14 protein-coding genes are annotated in these 20,800 nt (G+C 70.7%); 11 read left to right on the forward strand and 3 right to left on the reverse strand.

Features of this window, described 5'->3' with window-relative positions:
- Nucleotides 1-109: 109 nt before the first annotated feature.
- Nucleotides 110-1,720, reverse strand: coding sequence for an NADH-ubiquinone oxidoreductase-F iron-sulfur binding region domain-containing protein (locus tag ACIBTS_RS05100; RefSeq protein ID WP_319672227.1), 1,611 nt, complete (start codon nucleotides 1,718-1,720; stop codon nucleotides 110-112).
- Complete coding sequence (locus tag ACIBTS_RS05105; RefSeq protein ID WP_399316690.1) at nucleotides 1,717-3,018, reverse strand: cytochrome b/b6 domain-containing protein; 1,302 nt, start codon at nucleotides 3,016-3,018, stop codon at nucleotides 1,717-1,719. Before ACIBTS_RS05105 ends, ACIBTS_RS05100 begins: the two co-directional genes overlap by 4 nt.
- A 427-nt stretch (nucleotides 3,019-3,445) precedes the next feature.
- On the opposite strand from ACIBTS_RS05105, the gene leuS reads away from it, so the two are divergent.
- The 9 genes from leuS (at nucleotide 3,446) to ACIBTS_RS05150 (ending at nucleotide 16,172) form a co-directional block, all read left to right on the forward strand.
- On the forward strand, nucleotides 3,446-6,331 hold the full coding sequence (gene leuS / locus ACIBTS_RS05110; protein WP_399316692.1) for a leucine--tRNA ligase: 2,886 nt from the start codon (nucleotides 3,446-3,448) through the stop codon (nucleotides 6,329-6,331).
- Nucleotides 6,332-6,556: 225 nt separating this feature from the next.
- Nucleotides 6,557-7,303 carry a hypothetical protein gene (locus tag ACIBTS_RS05115; protein WP_399316694.1) on the forward strand — a complete coding sequence of 249 codons (747 nt, stop codon included), beginning with the start codon at nucleotides 6,557-6,559 and terminating at the stop codon, nucleotides 7,301-7,303.
- Nucleotides 7,304-7,466: 163 nt separating this feature from the next.
- On the forward strand, nucleotides 7,467-8,312 hold the full coding sequence (locus ACIBTS_RS05120) for a DegV family protein (protein ID WP_319672231.1): 846 nt from the start codon (nucleotides 7,467-7,469) through the stop codon (nucleotides 8,310-8,312).
- 381 nt (nucleotides 8,313-8,693) lie between these two features.
- Nucleotides 8,694-9,830 (forward strand): helix-hairpin-helix domain-containing protein, encoded by a 1,137-nt coding sequence (locus ACIBTS_RS05125; protein ID WP_399317183.1) that lies wholly within the window; start codon nucleotides 8,694-8,696, stop codon nucleotides 9,828-9,830.
- A gap of 101 nt (nucleotides 9,831-9,931) precedes the next feature.
- Nucleotides 9,932-12,763, forward strand: coding sequence for a ComEC/Rec2 family competence protein (locus ACIBTS_RS05130; RefSeq protein ID WP_399317184.1), 2,832 nt, complete (start codon nucleotides 9,932-9,934; stop codon nucleotides 12,761-12,763).
- 349 nt (nucleotides 12,764-13,112) lie between these two features.
- Nucleotides 13,113-13,994: a YceI family protein gene (locus ACIBTS_RS05135; protein ID WP_319676439.1), complete on the forward strand. Its 882-nt coding sequence runs from the start codon at nucleotides 13,113-13,115 to the stop codon at nucleotides 13,992-13,994.
- Nucleotides 13,995-14,422: 428 nt separating this feature from the next.
- Complete coding sequence (locus tag ACIBTS_RS05140; protein ID WP_079662337.1) at nucleotides 14,423-14,668, forward strand: hypothetical protein; 246 nt, start codon at nucleotides 14,423-14,425, stop codon at nucleotides 14,666-14,668.
- Between the two features lie 51 nt (nucleotides 14,669-14,719).
- Nucleotides 14,720-15,706: a DNA polymerase III subunit delta gene (holA, locus tag ACIBTS_RS05145; protein ID WP_319676437.1), complete on the forward strand. Its 987-nt coding sequence runs from the start codon at nucleotides 14,720-14,722 to the stop codon at nucleotides 15,704-15,706.
- A gap of 67 nt (nucleotides 15,707-15,773) precedes the next feature.
- Nucleotides 15,774-16,172: a nuclear transport factor 2 family protein gene (locus ACIBTS_RS05150; RefSeq protein ID WP_399316698.1), complete on the forward strand. Its 399-nt coding sequence runs from the start codon at nucleotides 15,774-15,776 to the stop codon at nucleotides 16,170-16,172.
- Nucleotides 16,173-16,370: 198 nt separating this feature from the next.
- On the opposite strand, the gene rpsT is transcribed toward ACIBTS_RS05150, so the two are convergent.
- On the reverse strand, nucleotides 16,371-16,637 hold the full coding sequence (gene rpsT, locus ACIBTS_RS05155; protein ID WP_020127768.1) for a 30S ribosomal protein S20: 267 nt from the start codon (nucleotides 16,635-16,637) through the stop codon (nucleotides 16,371-16,373).
- A 196-nt stretch (nucleotides 16,638-16,833) separates the two neighbouring features.
- Here rpsT and lepA point away from each other — a divergent pair, with 196 nt between their 5' ends.
- Both lepA and ACIBTS_RS05165 read left to right on the forward strand, forming a co-directional pair.
- Nucleotides 16,834-18,702, forward strand: a complete 1,869-nt coding sequence (lepA, locus tag ACIBTS_RS05160; protein ID WP_319676435.1) for a translation elongation factor 4 — start codon at nucleotides 16,834-16,836, stop codon at nucleotides 18,700-18,702.
- Nucleotides 18,703-18,907: 205 nt separating this feature from the next.
- Complete coding sequence (locus ACIBTS_RS05165; protein WP_399316701.1) at nucleotides 18,908-20,785, forward strand: AMP-dependent synthetase/ligase; 1,878 nt, start codon at nucleotides 18,908-18,910, stop codon at nucleotides 20,783-20,785.
- Nucleotides 20,786-20,800 lie beyond the last annotated feature (15 nt).

Here is a 20,800-nt window from a genome sequence, read left to right on the forward strand (position 1 = left end):
TCGGATTCGATCCGGCGGGATTTTTTGTGTTCCGGACATTCCGTCAGATCCGGCCGGGGAAACGCGAGGGGCCGCCTGTAATCAGGCGGCCCCTCGCGTCGTTACGTGCTCAGCGGCCCAGGGCGCGACGGCCGCGGCCCTGGGAGAGGACCGGGAGGTTGCGGGAGGGCGCCTGGGCGCGCGTGTCCTCCTCGATGCGCAGGGCCAGTGCCGGGCAGCGACGCACCGCGCGTAGAGCCTTGGCTTCCGCGTACTGCGGCACCTTCGCCTGCGCCACCGTCGGGAATCCGTCGGCGCCGAGCTGGAAGACCTCCGGGAGGATGTCGGCGCACAGGCCGTGCCCGCGGCACAGCGTCCAGTCGACGAAGATCTTCTGACGGCTGGAGCCGCTCTCCTCCGGCGCGCTGCCGCTCGTGATGCCCGCCGGGGCCATGCCCGCCTCGAAGAGCGGCAGAACGCCCTCCACGGGCCGTCCGCAGCCATTGCCGAGGACGTGCGCGGCCAGGTCGTCCGTGAACGCCTTGATGGTCGACTCCAGGAACATCGCGGAGCCGTCCGGGTGCGAGCACGCACCGCGCCGCTTGACGTTCTTGGCGACCTGCTTGAGCGCCTCCAGGGCGGCCGGGCCGCCGCCGTTGAGGATGTCCTCCATGCCGCGCGCGGCGGCCGGCAGACCGAGGTAGCAGGGACCGCACTGACCGGCGCTCTCGTCGGCCAGCCACTGCGCCACCCGCAGCGACTCGCCCAGCGGGCAGGTCTCCTGGCTGATCGGCAGGATGGCGCCGGCGCCGAGCGCACCGCCCACCGCGTCCAGGGAATTGCGGGAGACGATCGCCTCGTTGACCGTCGCCGCGTCGATCCACTTGCCGTGGTAACCGCCGGTCAGCACGCCCTGGGGCACCGGCGGAGCGCCGGCGAGCTGAAGGACGTAACGCAGCGGCACACCGGTGGGGACCTCGATCACCATCGGACGGGCGACCGCGCCGGAGACCGTCAGCATGACGGTGCCCGGCTCGTCGTACAGGCCGGTGTTGCCGTAGCGCTCCGGGCCGATGCGGGCGGCGATGGCCAGCTGGGCGAACGTCTCGGCGTTGGACAGCAGGGTGGGCGCGCCGCCGACGCCGTTCTGCGAGGCGCTGACCTTGCGGCCGGGCGGGATCGGCGGGCCGCCGTCGATCGAGCGGATCAGCGACGCGGCGGCGCCGGTGACCATGCGGATCGGGTTGCGCTGGACGAACGCCTTCAGCACCGATCTACGGCCGTTGCTGAGACCGCGTTCGGCGAGCGCGGCCTCCATGGAGCGCTGGGTGGATTCGCGGGTGACCCCCACCACGAGCGTGCGGGCACCCAACGCCTCCGCGACCAGCAGCGCGCCGTCCAGGATGAGGTGCGGGGCACGGTTGATGAGCACCGTGTCCTTGCGGCAGGCCGGTTCGTCCTCGCTGCCGTTGACGACGACGACCGGCCGTACGCCGCGCTTGATGGCCGCCTCGGCGACCGAGCGCAGCTTCTTGTGGAAGGGGAAGCCCGCGCCGCCGCGGCCCTTCAGATTGATGTTCTCGGAGAGCTTCGCGAGGGCCTCTCCGCCCAGGGGTTCGAGCGGCCCGTGCACCTTCAGGTGCATGGGCAGGTCGAGTCTCTCGACAAGGTCGAAGCCCGACGTGAGCTGCGGAAGGCCGACCACGCGGACTTCTGGGACGTCGGGCAGGGCCTCGTTCACCTATAGCCTCCGGAAGGCGTGTTCCAAGGTTCGCCCGAACCCGGTGCGTCGAACGACGCGCCGGGCGATGGTTCATTGGCGGGACCGCTGTTGTACGTGTCGTTCTGGTTGTACGTCCCGTAAGGGGGGTTCGTCTCACTGGTGTCGTAGACGTCACGTCCACCGGTGCCCGAATTGTCATAGACCGGGATATTGAATCCGGTGTCCTGGAGCGGGTCGTAGGCCGACGGGGGCGCCTCGCCGACCGGCGGCGGGGACGGGATCGGCCAGCTGCCCGAGGTGCTGCCGCCGTTGTCGGCGCGCGGGATGGCCTCGGTGGCCTGCACGTCGAACGGCATGTTCATGCGCGCCGTCTGGTCGGCCGGGAAGGGTTGCTGCTGACCGCGCGGAGGCGTGTTGACCGCGCGGTAGGCGGCCGCGAAGCCGTTGGCGGGTTCCGGGGCGGCGGGCGTGCCGTACAGCGGCGACGCCTGCGGGCTCATCCGGGTGGAGCCCATGGTGTCGGTCAGCGGTGAGCGGCTCGGGCGGCCCTCGTAGCCGGGCAGCGCGGACGACCCGGTCTCCGCCACGCGCGCGCGTGACGCCTCGAGGCCGTCCATGGAGCGCTCCTGGGAGCCCCCCAGCAGTGCGGTGAGCCGGTCGGCGACCTTGCGCTTGAACGGGCGCGGGGCGGCGCGCAGGGCGAGGGCCGCCATGACCCCGGCCAGGCACAGCTCGTACGACACCATGAAGAACGGCTTCGCCGCGCGTCCCGCGTACAAGCCGTGGATCAGGGCCGCACACAGGGCCGGGTAGGCCAGCATGTGCATCGCGCGCCAGCGGGCGGCGACCTCGGCCGGCGCGGCGAACTGATTGCGCAGCGCGCCGGTGATGCCCACGAAGATCATGAGGAGTGCGGCCAGGGAGCCGAGGCCGATGAGCCCGGCGCTGCCCTTGACGCCGAGGCTGAAGGGGATCAGCGCGGCGATCAGGACGGTGTGTTCCAGGGCCAGCTTGACCGTGATGTGCACCACGAGGAACGCGATGGAGCCCACGGCGGTCACGCGGTGGATGCCCTGCGCGAGGATCCGCTGACGCGTGTTGAGGATGAGCCGGTCCTGGGCGACGAGGCCCCAGATGACCGAGCAGGTCAGGCATACCAGCGACAGGACGCCCGCACCGAAGTTGAGGAAGGCCTGCACCTGGTCGCCGCCGACCAGCACGACCACGGGTATGAGGACCAGGACGACAGCCGTCGCCAACCCGTAGACCGACCGGCCGGGCTTGGGGAGCGAGCTGTAACTAGAACGAGGGTTCATGGGGGCAACTCCGAGCAGTTTCGGGAAAGCGGTCCCGCTGCCGAACTCTAAGTGGCTCCATACCGATGGGTACGAGGTTTGAGTTATTGCGTTGTTATGAAGCGACGATGTGGCTGGTGTGATGTCCTATAGTGACTGTTACGCGAAGTAACCATTGTCCTTGGCTCAGCTTCGACCCCCCGTTCTCGCCTCCTCAACGTTGTCGCGACCATGCATACGTAAGTTCGTCGCGGCCTGCTCAAGGCCTGCGGTACCCTAACGCCATGCGTGCTGTACGCCTTCTGCTTAGCGAGCCGCGCTGATCAGTCCCGACCGCCGGTGAACGGACGGTTCGGAATCGGCGCGGCGTCCCCTCCTGTGCGAGGGGATTTTTCGTTTCCTGGACGACATGCCGCTGGCAGAGACGATCGATGGAGCTTTGAGGACCATGAGCGAGACGAACCCCGCTGCCGCCGCTGTCCCGGCGGAGGCCGCGCCGCACCGCTACACGGCTGCCATGGCCGCCGAGATCGAAGCACGCTGGCAGGACTTCTGGGACGCCGAGGGCACGTACGCCGCGCCGAACCCGAAGGGCGACCTGGCCGGTGACGCCGAGCTGGCCGCGCGGCCCAAGAAGTTCATCATGGACATGTTCCCGTACCCCTCCGGTGCGGGCCTGCACGTCGGCCACCCCCTGGGCTACATCGCGACCGACGTCTTCGCGCGCTTCCAGCGCATGACCGGCCACAACGTCCTGCACACCCTGGGCTTCGACGCCTTCGGCCTGCCCGCCGAGCAGCACGCCGTGCAGACCGGCGAGCACCCCCGGGTCACCACCGAGGCCGCCATCACCAACATGAAGTCCCAGCTGCGCCAGCTGGGCCTGGGCCACGACAAGCGCCGCTCGTTCGCCACGATCGACCCGGACTACTACAAGTGGACCCAGTGGATCTTCCTGCAGATCTTCAACTCCTGGTACGACGACGAGGCGAACCAGGCCCGCCCGATCGCCGAGCTGGTCGCCCGGTTCGAGTCCGGTGAGCGTCCCGTGCCGGGGCACACGCGCGCGTGGAGCGAGCTGACCGCCGCCGAGCGCGCCGACGTCCTGGGCGAGTTCCGCCTGGCCTACGCCTCCGACGCGCCGGTCAACTGGTGCCCCGGCCTGGGCACCGTGCTGGCCAACGAGGAGGTCACCGCCGACGGCCGCTCCGAGCGCGGCAACTTCCCCGTCTTCAAGGCCAAGCTGCGTCAGTGGAACATGCGCATCACCGCCTACGCGGACCGCCTGCTGGACGACCTGGACGCCCTGGACTGGCCCGAGGCCATCAAGCTGCAGCAGCGCAACTGGATCGGCCGGTCCGAGGGCGCCCGCGTCGACTTCCCCGTGGACGGCGAGCAGATCACCGTCTTCACCACGCGCCCCGACACCCTGTTCGGCGCGACCTACATGGTGCTGGCGCCCGAGCACCCGCTGGTCGACAAGTTCACCCCGGACGCCTGGCCCGAGGGCACGCACGACGTCTGGACCGGCGGCCACGCGACCCCGGCCGAGGCCGTCGCCGCGTACCGCGCGCAGGCCGCCTCGAAGTCCGACGTCGAGCGCCAGGCCGAGGCCAAGGACAAGACCGGCGTCTTCACCGGCGTGTACGCGACCAACCCGGTCAACGGCCAGCAGGTCCCGGTCTTCATCGCCGACTACGTCCTGATGGGCTACGGCACCGGTGCGATCATGGCCGTCCCGGCGGGCGACCAGCGCGACTTCGAGTTCGCGCGCGCCTTCGAGCTGCCGATCCACTGCATCGTCGAGCCGACCGACGACCGCGGCACCGACACCTCGACCTGGGAGAACGCCTTCGGGTCGTACGACGCGAAGATCATCAACTCCTCCAACGAGGAGATCTCCCTGGACGGCCTGGGTGTCGTCGACGCCAAGGCGCGCATCACGCAGTGGCTGGAGCGCAAGGGCATCGGCAAGGGCACCGTCAACTTCCGCCTGCGCGACTGGCTGTTCAGCCGCCAGCGCTACTGGGGCGAGCCCTTCCCGATCGTCTACGACGAGGACGGCATCGCGCACTCGCTGCCCGAGTCGATGCTGCCCCTGGAGCTGCCGGAGGTCGAGGACTACTCGCCGCGCACCTTCGACCCGGACGACGCGAACACGTCCCCCGAGACGCCGCTGTCCCGCAACGAGGACTGGGTCAATGTGACGCTGGACCTGGGCGACGGCCGCGGTCCGCAGAAGTACCGTCGCGAGACCAACACCATGCCCAACTGGGCCGGTTCCTGCTGGTACGAACTGCGCTACCTGGATCCGCGCAACAGCGAGAAGCTGGTCGACCCCGAGATCGAGCAGTACTGGATGGGCCCGCGCGCGGGCCAGCCGCACGGCGGCGTCGACCTGTACGTCGGCGGCGCCGAGCACGCCGTGCTGCACCTGCTGTACGCCCGTTTCTGGTCGAAGGTGCTGTTCGACCTGGGGCATGTCTCCTCCGCGGAGCCGTTCCACAAGCTGTTCAACCAGGGCATGATCCAGGCCTACGTCTACCGCGACAGCCGCGGCTTCCCGGTGCCGGCCGCCGAGGTGGAGGAGCGCGACGGCGCGTACTACTACCAGGGCGAGAAGGTCTCCCGGCTGCTGGGCAAGATGGGCAAGTCCCTGAAGAACGCCGTGACTCCGGAGGCGATCTGCGCCGAGTACGGCGCCGACACCCTGCGCCTGTACGAGATGGCGATGGGCCCGCTGGACGTCTCGCGCCCGTGGGACACGCGCGCGGTGGTCGGCCAGTACCGGCTGCTGCAGCGGCTGTGGCGCAACATCGTCGACGAGAACACCGGCGAGCTGACCGTCGTCGACGCCGAGCCCGACGAGAACACCCTGCGGGCCCTGCACAAGGCGATCGACGGGGTGCGCCAGGACCTGGAGGGCCTGCGCTTCAACACGGCCATCGCCAAGATCACCGAACTGAACAACCACCTGACCAAGGCCGGCGGCGCCCTGCCGCGCTCCGTCGCCGAGCCCCTGGTGCTGCTGGTCGCGCCGCTGGCCCCGCACATCGCCGAGGAGCTGTGGCGCCGGCTGGGCCACACCGACTCGGTCGTCCACCAGGACCTGCCGGTCGCCGACCCGGCGTACGTCGTGGACGAGAGCGTGACCTGCGTCGTGCAGATCAAGGGCAAGGTCAAGGCGCGGCTGGAGGTGTCCCCGGCCATCTCCGACGAGGAACTGGAGAAGGCGGCGCTGGCCGACGAGGCTGTGGTGGCCGCACTGGGCGGGGCCGGTATCCGCAAGGTGATCGTGCGGGCGCCGAAGCTGGTGAACATCGTTCCGGCGTGAACAGCACCGGGACCGTCACGAGGCGTGACCATGGCGAGGCCGGCGAGGTCGTGACCATGGCGAGGGCGTGACCATCAGGGGCCGTGAGCACGGCTCCGGGTAGTCCCCTACGGGCAGGTTCGGGGTTCTTCTGGAACTCCGAACCTGCCCGCGTCGTTTACGGTTTTAAGTGCGGCGCGCGAGCTGTGGCGCCGGATGTGTTGTGGCAGGCCGGAGGAGGAGCTGGTGGAAGCAGTGATCACAGTCGTCGCCCTGCTCTTCGTGCTCTTCCTCGTGCTCGGCGCCTACGCCACGGTGAAGGTGATCGGCGCCGCCAAGCGAGGCGTCGACCGCACCATCACCCAGGCCCGCCGCACGGTCGAGGACCACACGCTGCGGGCCAAGTCCTTCGCCCAGCTCGGACCGGCCGGCGAGATCGCCCAGCTGCGGCTCAAGCTGCGCACGTCGATGCGGGCCACACAGGACGCGCTGCAGGCGGGCGTCGCCGAGGACGCGTCCCTCAAGGAGTCCCTCGGTCTCTTCCAGAGGCTCAGCGCGCACGGGCACGAACTGGACGACGAGCTCAAGCGCCTGGAGTCCGAGCCGGACCGGGCGAAGCTCACCGAGCGGCTGCCCTCACTGCGGGAGCGCACCGAGCGCATCACGTCATCGGCGGAGTCGCTGCGCTGGGCGGCCCGGGACCGGGCCCGCCGCTTCGCGGACGACGACCTCGACACCCTCAGCGCCCAGATAGACGTCGAGGCCGGTGCCCTGCGGCACTGGACCACAGCGGACTCCACCCAGGCATCGCCGCCTTCGCCGCCGTCGTGGCCCGAGGCTCCGGCCGCCGACGGTGCGGCGGCCGGACAGACCTGGCCGGAGACGCCCGGCGCACGCACCCCGGAGGAGCCGGCCCGGCCCGCCATCACTCCGCCCGCACCGCGGCCCACCTACCCGTGGCAGAAGAAGCCGCGCCCCGAGAGCACCACCTGACGTGGGACGGCGTCGCCGCTGATGCCGGCGAGGTCCCGGTTGCGGGTGTGATCGGGTCCCAAGTCAGGTGCTGCTCGGCGGTGGCACTTGATTCGGTCAAGGGGCCAGCGGCTTCGAGGGGCCGGGCTGCCGCACGGAGGCTACGGCAGGTAACCTCCAGGTCATGTCCCGCCATGTCGCGATCGTCACGGATTCAACGGCCTACCTGCCGCAGCGGACGATGGAGCGTCACGGCATCACCTCGGTGCCCCTGACCGTCGTCCTCGGCGACCAGGCTCTTGAAGAGGGCAACGAGATCTCGACCCGCTCCCTCGCCCAGGCGCTGCAGAAGCGACGCCCCGTCACCACCTCGCGCCCCAGCCCTCAGCTCTTCGCCGAGACGTACCGCAGAGTCGCCGACTCCGGCGCCACCGGCATTGTCTCCCTCCATCTCTCCGCCGAGTTGTCCGGCACGTACGACGCGGCGGTCCTCGCGGCGCGTGAAGCGCCGGTGCCGGTGCGGGTGGTGGACACCGGCATGGTCGCGATGGCGTTGGGCTTCTGCGCGCTCTCGGCGGCCGAGGCCGCCGGGACGGGCGGCACGGTCGACGAGGCGGTCACCGCGGCGGAGAAGCGGGCCGCCGGCACCTCCGCCTATTTCTACGTCGACACCCTTGACTACCTGCGCCGCGGCGGCCGGATCGGCGCTGCCCAGGCCCTGTTGGGCTCGGCGCTCGCGGTGAAGCCGCTGCTCCAGTTGAACGGCGGGCACATCGACCTTCTGGAGAAGGTGCGGACTGCGTCGAAGGCCATCGCCCGCCTGGAGGAGCTCGTGGCCGACCGGGCGGGCAGCGCGCCGGTCGACATCGCCGTGCACCATCTCGCCGCTCCCGACCGGGCGGCCGCCCTCGCGGACCGTCTGCGGTCACGCGTGCCCGGGCTCGCCGACCTGCACGTGAGCGAGGTCGGTGCGGTGATCGGGGCGCACACCGGGCCGGGGTTGCTGGGCGTCGTGGTCTCGCCGCGCTGAGGCTGAGGCTGAGGGTTCCCGGCTTCCCTCACTCGTGCGGGTGGCGGAGTTATCCACAACGGGGCAGTTGTCCCCGGAAATTGAGCAAGATCATCGCGGTTCTGCGAAGTGTCCCATCCTCGTCGCATGGCACTTCGATCACGCTCACGCAGCACGAACGCGACCAGCGGTCCCGGCCGAGTCCCCGGCTCCGACGGCCGCTCCCATCGTCTCCGTCCATCCGGCGGCGGCCCGGCGGGACACCGTCATGCCTCGGCGGAGCAGAACCGCCGCCGGGCGCAGGCGTTGTTCGCCCAACGGGCCCGGGAACGAGGGGAGTCGGGGATGGGGCCGCCGGGCGCGCTGAGGACGTCCGATGCGCCCGGTGTGGGGAAGGGCGGCGTGGGGGAGGGCGGTGTGAGTGGGGGTGAGGGTGAGGGTGAGAGGCATGTCGTCGCTGCCGACGACGACCCGCACGCGTACGACCGTGATCGTGACGTCGACGGTGACCGGGACGTCGACCGTGACCGGGACGCCGACGGTGACCGTGACGTCGGGCGTGGGCGTGGGCTCGGGCTCGGTCTCGGGCGGGGGCGTGGGCGGGGGTGCGACGGCGACGGTGACGTCGATCGGGGTCTCGGTCGGGGTCGTACGCGTGGGGGTCGCAGGCTTGATTCCGACCCCGACCCCGACCCTGACTTCGATCCCGATGCCGGCCCTTGTTCCGGTTCCGGTCTCGGTGTTGACGAGGCTCGTGAGGGGGTGCCTCCTCGTGCAGCTCGGGTCTGGCAGGAGCGGGCCGGGCCGGCTCTGCGGGAGCGGATGCCGGTGTGGTTGCAGACGCGTTGCGGCCTGGAACGCAAAAGCGTGCTCGCGCTCACGGTGCTGCTGGTCGCCGTGGCCGCGTTCGCCGTACAGCACTTCTGGATCGGCCGGGTTCAGCCGGTAAGGGCTCCGGAGGTGGTGCGAGCCGCTGCCCCTCATGAGGCGGGTGAGCAGAGCCCGGCTGCGGAGCCGGCCGCTTCCGTCGGTTCGGTCGGTTCGCCGGGTATGGCGAGTACGGCGAGTACGGCCGGGACGGAGATCGTGGTGGACGTCAGCGGCAAGGTGCGGAAGCCCGGGATCCACCGACTTCCGGCCGGTTCACGGGTGGTCGACGCGTTGGGTGCGGCCGGTGGAGTGCGACCGGGTACCAACACCGACGGTCTCAACCGCGCCCGTTTCCTCGTGGACGGGGAGCAGGTCGTCGTCGGCGGACCCGCGTCGGCCGGGGCCGCCGGGGCGGGAGCGGGGGCAGGGCCGGGAACAGCGGGTGCTGCAGGCACCGGCATGGGAGCCGGGCCCTCGGTCCCCGTCTCCCTCAACACGGCGACCGTGGACCAACTCGACAGCCTGCCCGGCGTGGGACCCGTGTTGGCGCAGCACATCGTCGACTACCGCGCCCAGCACGGCGGTTTCCGGTCGGTGGACGAACTGCGCGAGGTCAACGGCATCGGCGAGCGGCGCTTCGCCGACCTGCGGAACCTCGTGCGGCCATGAGGGAAGAAGACGCTGCGCGCACCGCGCCCGGGGCGGGGCACAGCGAGGACGCCGAGGTCACCGGTGTCCGAGCCGGACGTGACTCCCGCACCCGCCAAGCCGTGCACGCAGCTTCAGGGAAGCGACTGGGCGATGCCAACCCGCGTCAGGAAGGGCCGATGGATCTACGGCTCGTGCCACCCGCGCTCGCGGCCTGGGCGACGGCGGCGCTGACCTTGGACGCGCCACCCGCACTGGTGGGTGGCGTCGTGATCGTCTGCCTCATGACAGCCGGCGTCCTTATCGTCGTGGCGCGGCGAGGAGCTGGGCGCACCGAACGGTGGACCGTACGACGTGGGGCAGGCCATGGGGTGGGGTGTGCGGTAGGTCAGGGCACGGGCCGTGGCGTGGGCGGTCCGCGACCTCCGGGTGTTCGGGCCGTTGGCGGCCGGACGGCCTGGCCTCGTGTCACGGTCGCCGCGTCGCTGCTCTGCGTGGCCGCGGCTGCCGCGTCCGCCGGGCTGCACGGGGCCGATCTACGCCGAGGACCGGTGCCGGCGTTGGCGCGGGAGTACGCGACCGTCACCGCCGAGGTGGAGATCACCTCCGACCCACGGCTCACCCGGCCCAGAGTCAGAGGGGACCATCTGACTCCGGACTCCGTCCTGATCAACGGGGAGGTGCGCAGCGTCGAAGAGGTGCTGCCCAGTGGCGCCGGAGCGGTCCGGGCGACGCTGGCGACGCGGGCCCCGGTACTGGTGCTCGTGGACGTCGGATCGCGCTGGGGCGCGGGCGGGCAGCCTGCGGCGCTCGGTGCGCGGGAGCCGTCCGGCGGTGGTGGTGGGCGGGAGCCGTCCGGCGTTGGTGGTGGGCGGGAGCCGTCCGGTGTTGGGCGTGCGGCGTTCGGTGTCGGGCGTGCGGCGTCCAGTGACTCGGGGGTGTCCGACGGTGGGGGTGTGGGGGCCGGCGGCCGGGCCGCGTCCGGCGGTGTGCGGGGTTCCGGAGTGAAGCCTGAGGCGGGGCCGTGGCTTGGGCTGTTGCCGTCCACCCGGGTGCGGGTGACCGGGCGGTTGGCGCCCGCGTTGGCCGGCGGGGACCGGATCGCGGCCGTGCTGCGGGTACGGGATCGTGCGGTGCCGTCCGTCGTGCGTGAACCGTCGGCCGTACAGCGGCTGGCGGGGCGGTTGCGGGCGGGACTGCGGGCGGCCACCGAAGGACTGCCCGAGGACGCCAGGGCGTTGCTGCCGGGGCTGGTCGTCGGGGACACCTCACGGATCACGCCCGAACTGGACGAGGCCTTCAAGGAGACGGATCTGGCCCACACCCTGGCCGTTTCCGGGAGCAACCTCACGATCATCCTCGCCCTGCTCCTCGGCCCACCCGGGCTGGCCCAGCAGGTCGAACGCCGCGGTCTGGCGCCTCGCCTCGGTGTTCCCCTGCGAGCGACGGCACTGCTGGGCGGAGCGCTCACGCTCGGATTCGTTGTCGTGTGCCGTCCCGACCCGAGTGTGCTGCGCGCCGCGGCCTGCGGCGCGATCGTGCTGCTCGCCCTGGCGACCGGCCGCCGCAGATCCCTCATCCCGGCGTTGGCGACAGCGGTGCTGCTGCTCGTGCTGTACGACCCTTGGCTGGCCCGAAGTTACGGGTTCCTGCTGTCCGTCCTGGCCACCGGGGCCTTGCTGACGCTGGCGCCGCGATGGAGTGCCGTGCTGCGACGGCATCGGGTGCCCCCGCGGCTCGCGGAGGCCCTGGCGGCCGCGGGAGCCGCGCAGGCGCTGTGTGCGCCGGTGGTCGCGGTGTTGTCGGCGCGGGTGAGCCTGGTGGCGGTGCCCTGCAATCTCCTTGTGGAGTTCGCGGTCGCCCCGGCGACGGTGCTGGGCTTCGCGGTGCTGGCGACGGCGCCCGTGGCGATGCCGGTGGCCAAGGCGCTGGCGTGGTGCGCGAGTTGGCCCGCCGGGTGGATCGCGGGCGTGGCGCGGACCGGGGCGGCGCTGCCCGGCGGGGGAGTGGACTGGCCCGGGAGCTGGGGTGGTGCCCTGTTGCTCGCCCTGGTCACCGCCGGGGTCGTGCTGCTCGGGCGGCGACTGCTCCGGCACCCGTGGCTGTGCGGGGTCTGCGGGGTGCTGCTTCTGCTCGCGGTGGTCCAGCCGCCGCCGCTGACCCGGGTGCTGACGGGGTGGCCGCCGCCGGGCTGGCGGTTGGCGATGTGCGATGTCGGACAGGGGGATGCGACTGTCCTCGCGGCGGGCGAGGGAACCGGCGTGGTGGTGGACGCCGGGCCGGATCCGACGCTCGTCGACCATTGCCTGCACATGCTCGGGATCACCCGGGTGCCGCTCGTCGTCCTCACCCACTTCCACGCCGACCACGTGGTCGGACTACCGGGGGTGCTGCGGGGCCGGGCGGTGGGAGCGATCGAGACGACGGGGTTCGAGGAGCCCGTGGACCAGGTGGAATTCGTACGGAAGGAGGCGGAGGCGCGGGACGTTCCCGTGATGCGGGCCGTGGCAGGGGAGCGGCGTCGGCTCGGTGCTCTCGACTGGGAGGTGCTGTGGCCGCCACCGCGCCCGGCTCCGGAACCGGCCGGGCCGAACGACGCGAGCGTGACACTGCTCGTGCGGTCGGCCGGGCTGCGGATGCTGCTGCTCGGCGACCTCGAACCACCGGCCCAGCAGGCGTTGTTGCGTTCCCCGGCGGCCGCGTTGCTGCATGGAGTGGACGTGCTGAAGGTGGCCCACCACGGCTCGGCCTACCAGGACCCCGACCTCATACGCGCGGCGTCCCCACGGCTGGCGCTGATCTCGTGCGGTGCGGACAATCCGTACGGGCACCCGGCGCCCAGTACGGTCGCGGCGCTGCGCGCGGGAGGGGCGGTGGTGATGCGGACCGACCGGGACGGGGCGCTGGCGGTCGTCGGGGGTGCGGGCGGGGAGGTGCGGGTGGCGCGAGACTGAGGGCATGAATCCCGCCCAGACCGTGGGCGAGCCGCCCGGACACCCGCCGCTCAGAACGACACCGAGCTGAACGGGGCGTTCGGGCGCTGCTCGCGGGGCTGGGCGTCGAGGTCAGACCATCTCGCGCTGCTGGTGGGGGCGGGGAGCGGGGGACGCGGGGCAGCGGGTGCCGATGGTTCGGGGACGGCGATCGGAGGGTGGATTCCCGGTCATGCGGGGCTACTTGTGCGTAGTACCAGCACATCTGCTGGTTTCCCGTGATGTGGGCGTGTCTTGCCTCGAAAGCCGCATCAGTGATCGAATACCTCTTCGACAACAAGTGGTGTCAAGTCGCGCAGAGGTGTCGTGGATGTTGGGCCGTTGGCTGGGAAACCGTACGAACCGGGTGCAGCGGACGAGTCCTCTCGCTGCGGTCCACACCCCGGCGAACGCCGGGGTGCTGAGTTGCCGGGTGCTCGACCCGGTCAACGAGCCGGTGCCACACGCGGAGTTCGCGGTGAGCGACGCGATGGGACGCAAGGTCGTCAGCGGCGGCATGGACCCCTTCGGGGCGTTCATGACGACGGTGCCGGCGGGGGAGTACCGGCTCGCGGTGTCCGCCGAGGGATACACGCCCTACCGGGCGACCGCGACGGTGGGGGAGAACGCGCTGGCCCAGCTCGGTGATGTGACGCTGCAGGTCGCGCGGCCGCCGGAGTTGCCGGCGCCGGGGGACTGGGAGATCGAGGCGACGCATTCCTCGATCGGGTTCACGGCGCGGCACATCGGGCTCGCCCGGATCCACGGGCGGTTCAACGCGTTCGCGGGGGCGGTGCGGATCGCCGAGCGGGTGGAGCAGTCGGCGATGCACGTGGTGATCGACGCGGCGTCCATCGACACGAACGTCAGGATGCGGGACGACCATCTGCGGTCGGCGGACTTTCTGGACGTCGAGCGGTTTCCGACGCTCGAGTTCTACAGCGAGCGGTTCGTGCACAAGGGCGGCAGCCGGTGGGCCGTCACCGGGGCGCTGTCGCTGCACGGTGTGACGCGGACGGTCACGCTGGACGCGGAGTACCTCGGGCTCGGCAACGGCATGGGCGGCGAGGTGCGGGCGGCCTGCCGGGCGCGGACCGAGCTGCACCGGGACGACTTCACCGTCAGTTGGCAGTCGATGCTGGCGCGGGGCATCGCGGTGGTCGGACCGAGCATTCGCATCGAACTGGACGTGCAGATCGTCCCCAAGACCTGACCCACAGCCCGGCAACCCGCACACCCACAGCCCGCGGCCTGCATGCCCGCGGCCCGCGTACCGCAGCCGGCAGCCCGCACGCCTGCAGCCCGCACGCCTGCGGCCCGCATGCCCGCAGCCGGCAGACCGCATGCCCGCGGCCCGCATGCCCGCAGCCTGCGGCCCGCATGCCCGCGGCCCGCATGCCCGCGGCCTGCGTACCCGCGGCCCGCATGCCCGCAGCCGGCAGACCGCATGCCCGCAGCCCGCATGCCCGCAGCCGGCAGACCGCATGCCCGCGGCCCGCATGCCCGCGGCCTGCGTACCCGCGGCCCGCACCTCGCCGACCCGCTGCCACCCCCTGCCCGCCTGCGCGGACCGCTGTTCCCCCTGCGCCCTGTCTGGCGACCCGGCCGTCAGCCCCTGCGCGTGTGCCGGAAAATGGGCTGGTGAGTGATGTGAGACATGTGTTGGTGCTGCCCGATCGTGATGCCGCGCAGGAGGCGGCTCAGGAGCTGGCCGAGCGGTTCGGGGTGCGCGAGGAGCCACAGATCGTCCGGGACGCCCTGGCCGGAGAGGACGACGCGGAGGACGCGCAGTGGCTGGTCGTGCTACGGGACGAGGACGGGCGGCTCGACGCGGAGGAGCTGGACGCGTTCGCGGGCGAGTGGGAGGGCTGGCGCGAGGAGCCGTAGGGGAGACGCTCGCGGGCCGCGTTGTCAGTGGCCCGTGCCATGCTTGTCGCAATGGCCAGGAAGACTGCGAATGACGACCCTCTCGCCTCGGTGACGCTCGCCGTGGGCCAGGAGGACCTCCTGCTCGACCGTGCCGTGCAGGAGGTGGTGGCCGCCGCCCGGGCCGCCGACGCCGACACGGACGTACGTGACCTGACCTCGGACCAGCTGCAGCCCGGCACCCTCGCCGAGCTGACCAGCCCGTCGCTCTTCGCGGAGCGCAAGGTTGTGGTCGTACGCAACGCGCAGGACCTGTCCGCCGACACGGTCAAGGACGTCAAGGCGTACCTCGCAGCGCCCGCCGAGGAGATCACGCTGGTGCTGCTGCACGCCGGCGGGGTCAAGGGCAAGGGGCTGCTGGACGCCGCGCGCAAGGCGGGGGCGCGCGAGGTGGCCTGCCCGAAGATGACCAAGCCGGCGGACCGGCTGGCCTTCGTCAGACAGGAGTTCCGGGCGACCGGGAGGTCGGCCACGCCCGAGGCCTGCCAGGCGCTCGTCGACGCCATCGGCAGCGATCTGCGGGAGCTGGCCTCGGCGGTGTCCCAGCTGGTCGCCGATGTCGAGGGGACCATCGACGAGGCGATCGTCGGGCGCTACTACACCGGACGGGCCGAGGCATCGAGCTTCACCGTCGCCGACCGGGCGGTGGAGGGCCGCGCGGCGGAGGCGCTGGAGGCGCTGCGCTGGTCGCTGGCCACCGGCGTCGCACCCGTGCTGATCACCAGCGCGCTCGCCCAGGGCGTGCGGGCGATCGGGAAGCTGTCGTCCGCGCGCGGCGGCCGGCCGGCCGACCTCGCGCGCGAGCTGGGCATGCCGCCGTGGAAGATCGACCGGGTGCGCCAGCAGATGCGGGGGTGGACGCCGGACGGGGTGTCCGTCGCGCTGCGGGCGGTGGCCGAGGCGGACGCGGGAGTCAAGGGCGGGGGCGATGATCCCGAGTACGCCCTGGAGAAGGCCGTCGTGGCGATCGCGCGCGCGGCCCGCTCCGGAGGACGGTAGACACCGCGGGGAGGAGAATCGTGCGCATCGGCCGTCTGTCGCCGAACACGGAAAGGTGGCGATCACCGTGGCTGAACACCCGCACGCCAAGCTCGTTCGCGAGGGCTACGAGGCCTTCCAGCGGGGAGACATGGACACGCTGCGCGGGCTGATGACCGGAGACTGTACGCACCACGTACCCGGCTCGCACCCGCTCTCGGGGGACTACAAGGGGATCGACTCGGTCCTCAACGACTACTACGGTCGGCTCTCCTCCGAGACGGGCGGCTCGTTCCGGGTCGAGCTGCTCAACCTGTTCGTCGACGGCCGTGGGCACGTCATGTCCATGCACCGCTTCACCGCGGATCGGGGCTCCAAGCACATAGAGGAGAACGGCGGCATCGTCTTCCGGATCGTCGGGGACAAGATCAGCGACCTCGACGAGTGCCTGGAGGACATGGACAAGGCCAACGACTTCTGGTCGTGACCGGCATGCCGAAGGCCCCGGTCGGCTCCACCCTGGGGAAGGGCGAGGGACCGGGGCCTTCGGGTCACGCTGATCAAGCTGTTGAGCCCGTACCCGCGTGGCGAACGCAGGCCGCGTACAGGCTCGGGGGTGCCGGACGGGAGCGGATGAGAGAGGGCCCGCTCTGGATCCTTCCGGCGATCAGATCAGATAAGGAGTTCAGCCCTTGAGGGTCTCGACCTTGGAAGCAAGCGCCGACTTCTTGTTGGCGGCCTGGTTCTTGTGGATGACGCCCTTCGAGACGGCCTTGTCGAGCTGACGCGCGGCAGCGCGCTGGTACTCAGTGGCCTTCTCGACGTCACCCGCGGCAGCAGCCTCACGGGCCTTGCGGATCGCGGTCTTCAGGGAGGACTTGACGGCCTTGTTGCGCAGCCGAGCCTTCTCGTTGGTCTTGATCCGCTTGATCTGGGACTTGATGTTCGCCACGAAGTAAGCCTCTTCTATTTCAGGTTTCCGATGTGCCCCGCGCTGAGAGGGCATGAGACACAGCTGCCCAGACTACCAGCGGCCCCGTGAGTGGCCCAAACCGGTCCCCGGTCGCCGCCCGTGGGACCATGGAGCCTACGTATCGATCCGACCCGAGCCGCTGACCCTGCGGATATCTCAAGAATCAGGACCCTGCGTGCCCGCGACCCCTAAGAATGTGCCCGAGCCGAGCCGTACCGACCCGGCTCTGCTCCGCAATTTCTGCATCATCGCGCACATCGACCACGGCAAGTCCACGCTCGCCGACCGGATGCTCCAGCTGACCGGCGTGGTCGAGCAGCGGCAGATGCGTGCTCAGTACCTCGACCGGATGGACATCGAGCGCGAGCGCGGCATCACGATCAAGTCCCAGGCGGTGCGTCTGCCCTGGGCTCCGACCCACGAGCCCGGCAACACGCACATCCTCAACATGATCGACACCCCGGGGCACGTCGACTTCACGTACGAGGTCTCGCGGTCGCTCGCGGCCTGCGAGGGGACCGTCCTCCTCGTCGACGCCGCCCAGGGCATCGAGGCCCAGACCCTCGCCAACCTCTACCTGGCGATGGAGAACGACCTCACGATCATCCCCGTGCTGAACAAGATCGACCTGCCGGCCGCGCAGCCCGAGAAGTTCGCCGAGGAGCTCGCGAACCTCGTTGGCTGCGACCCGGGCGACGTGCTGCGGGTGTCCGCCAAGACGGGTCTCGGCGTCGACGCGCTGCTCGACAAGGTCGTCAAGGAGATCCCCGCGCCGGTCGGTGTCGCCGACGCCCCCGCCCGCGCGATGATCTTCGACTCGGTCTATGACTCCTACCGCGGTGTCGTGACGTACGTCCGTGTCATCGACGGGCAGCTCAACAAGCGCGAGCGCATCAGGATGATGTCGACCGGCGCGACCCACGAGCTGCTGGAGATCGGCACCAACTCGCCCGAGATGCTCTCGGCCGACGGCCTCGGCGTCGGCGAGGTGGGCTATCTGATCACCGGTGTGAAGGACGTCCGCCAGTCGAAGGTCGGTGACACCGTCACCAGCCAGGCGAAGGGCGCGACGGAGGCCCTCGGCGGCTACAAGGACCCGAAGCCGATGGTCTTCTCCGGTCTGTATCCGCTGGACGGCTCCGACTACCCCGAGCTGCGCGAGGCCCTCGACAAACTGCAGCTCAACGATGCCGCGCTGGTCTACGAGCCGGAGACCTCCGCCGCCCTCGGCTTCGGTTTCCGCGTCGGCTTCCTCGGCCTGTTGCACCTCGACGTGATCCGTGAGCGGCTGGAGCGCGAGTTCGGCCTCGACCTCATCGCCACCGCGCCGAACGTGGTCTACCGCGTCCTCATGGAGGACGGCAGCGAGCACGTCGTCACCAACCCGAGCGAGTTCCCCGAGGGGAAGATCTCGGAGGTGTACGAGCCGGTCGTGCGCGCCACGATCCTCGCGCCGTCGGAGTTCATCGGCTCGATCATGGAGCTGTGCCAGACCCGGCGCGGCACCCTGCTCGGCATGGACTACCTCTCCGAGGACCGCGTCGAGATCCGCTACACGCTGCCCCTCGCGGAGATCGTCTTCGACTTCTTCGACCAGCTGAAGTCCAAGACCCGCGGCTACGCGTCGCTGGACTACGAGCCCACCGGCGAGCAGACGTCCAGCCTGGTCAAGGTCGACATCCTGCTGCACGGCGACAAGGTGGACGCGTTCTCCGCGATCACCCACAAGGACGCCGCGTACGCCTACGGTGTGCGGCTCGTCGCCAAGCTGCGCGAGCTCATCCCGCGGCAGGCCTTCGAGGTGCCCATCCAGGCGGCCATCGGCTCCCGGGTCATCGCCCGCGAGACCATCCGCGCCATCCGCAAGGACGTCCTCGCCAAGTGCTACGGCGGTGACATCTCCCGGAAGCGGAAGCTGCTGGAGAAGCAGAAGGAAGGCAAGAAGCGGATGAAGATGGTGGGTTCCGTGGAGGTTCCGCAGGAGGCCTTCATCGCCGTCCTGAGCAGCGACGACAACGCGAGCTCGGGCAAGGGCAAGAAATAGCCACCATGGACGCCGATTTCCGGGGCTCGTCGCGCGAAAGCGTGACGGGCCCCGTGTCCGTGTCCAGGGGAAAGTGACCCTCTGTGGCCCCTTACGCCCGGGCCGGTCGGCCTCTACTCTGTCCCTGCCCGATAGTTACTCGCGAGTTAAACAAGCCAGCCGTTTAACCAAGCCAGCCGCATCGCCGCGGGCCCCGGAGGATGTCGTGAGCGACACACAGACCCTGATCGAGAACCGTCCGCCGTCCGTCGCGGGCCTCTTCCTGGAGCGCGTGGCGAGCACGCCCGACGCGGAGGCGTACCGGTACCCGGTGCCGGCCGCGTCCGGCGAGGGCCCCGACGACTGGAAGTCGCTGAGCTGGGCGCAGAGCGCCGAGCGGGTCTACGCGATCGCGGCCGGCCTCATCGAACTGGGCGTACAGCCGGAGCAGCGCGTCGCGCTCGCCTCCTCCACCCGGCTGGAGTGGATCCTCGCCGACCTCGGCATCATGTGCGCCGGGGCCGCCACGACCACCGTCTATCCGCAGACCAACGCGGACGAGTCGGCGTTCATCCTCTCGGACTCCGAGAGCAGGGTCCTGATCGCCGAGGACGCCGCCCAGCTCGCCAAGGCCGTCGAGAAGCGCGCCGAGCTGCCCGCCCTCACCCATGTGGTCGTGCTCGACCCGGCGGGCGTCGAGACCGCCGAGGACTGGATCCTCACCCTCGACGAGCTGGAGAAGCGCGGCGCGGCCCGGCTGGAGAAGGAGGCCGGGCTGATCAAGGAGCGGGTGGCCGCGATCGCCTCCGACCAGCTCGCCACCCTCATCTACACCTCCGGCACCACCGGCCGGCCCAAGGGCGTCCGCCTCCCGCACGACAACTGGTCGTACATGGCGAAGGCGATCGCCGCGACCGGGCTGATCAGCGGCGAGGACGTGCAGTACCTGTGGCTGCCGCTGGCGCACGTCTTCGGCAAGGTCCTCACCTCCGGCCAGATCGAGGTCGGTCACGTCACCGCCGTCGACGGCCGCGTCGACAAGATCATCGAGAACCTGCCGGTGGTCCAGCCGACGTACATGGCCGCCGTGCCGCGCATCTTCGAGAAGGTCTACAACGGGGTCGCCGCCAAGGCCCGCGCGGGCGGCGGGGCCAAGTACAAGATCTTCCAGTGGGCCGCCGAGGTCGCCCGGGAGTACGCCAAGGAGGCGCAGGACAACTTCCGGCGCACCGGCACGGCCTCCGTCCCCTTCGGGCTGGGCGCCAAGCACAAGGTCGCCGACGCGCTCGTCTACGCCAAGATCCGCCATGCCTTCGGCGGAAGGCTGCGCGCGTGCGTCTCCGGGTCGGCGGCCCTCTCCCCGGAGATCGGCTACTTCTTCTCCGGCGCCGGCATCCACATCCTGGAGGGCTACGGCCTGACGGAGTCCTCCGCCGCCTCCTTCGTCAACCCGGGCGAGGCCTACCGCACCGGCACGGTCGGCAAGCCGCTGCCCGGCACCGAGGTGCGCATCGCCGACGACGGCGAGATCCTGCTGCGCGGCCCCGGCATCATGGAGGGCTACCACGGGCTGCCCGAGAAGACCGTGGAGGTCCTGGAGGCCGACGGCTGGTTCCACACCGGCGACATCGGCGAGCTCTCGCCCGACGGCTATCTGCGCATCACCGACCGCAAGAAGGACCTCATCAAAACGTCCGGCGGCAAGTACATCGCGCCCGCGGAGGTCGAGGGACAGTTCAAGGCGGTGTGCCCGTACGTCTCCAACATCCTCGTGCACGGCGCCGACCGGAACTTCTGCACCGCGCTCATCGCGCTGGACGAGCCGTCGATCCTCGACTGGGCGAGGGAGAACGGGCTGGCCGGAAAGTCGTACGCGGACGTCGTCGCCGCGCCCGCGACGGTCGAGCTGATCGACGGCTATGTCAAGCAGCTCAACGAGGGCCTCCAGCGCTGGCAGACCATCAAGAAGTTCCGGCTGCTGCCCCGGGACCTCGACGTCGAGCACGGCGAGATCACCCCGAGCCTGAAGCTGAAGCGGCCCGTCGTGGAGCGGGAGTACAAGCACCTCATCGACGACATGTACGCCGGAGCGCGCGAGGCGTAGCGCGGGCGCGCGGTA

The organism is Streptomyces sp. NPDC050121, from assembly GCF_044460385.1.
Classification (GTDB): Bacteria; Actinomycetota; Actinomycetes; order Streptomycetales; family Streptomycetaceae; genus Streptomyces; species Streptomyces soliscabiei.

Coding starts and splice junctions, on each gene's coding strand:
- ACIBTS_RS05105 (WP_399316690.1), bottom strand. CDS start 3,018: ATGAACCCTCGTTCTAGTTACAGCTCGCTCCCCAAGCCCGGCCGGTCG.
- leuS (WP_399316692.1), top strand. CDS start 3,446: ATGAGCGAGACGAACCCCGCTGCCGCCGCTGTCCCGGCGGAGGCCGCG.
- ACIBTS_RS05120 (WP_319672231.1), top strand. CDS start 7,467: ATGTCCCGCCATGTCGCGATCGTCACGGATTCAACGGCCTACCTGCCG.
- ACIBTS_RS05135 (WP_319676439.1), top strand. CDS start 13,113: ATGTTGGGCCGTTGGCTGGGAAACCGTACGAACCGGGTGCAGCGGACG.
- holA (WP_319676437.1), top strand. CDS start 14,720: ATGGCCAGGAAGACTGCGAATGACGACCCTCTCGCCTCGGTGACGCTC.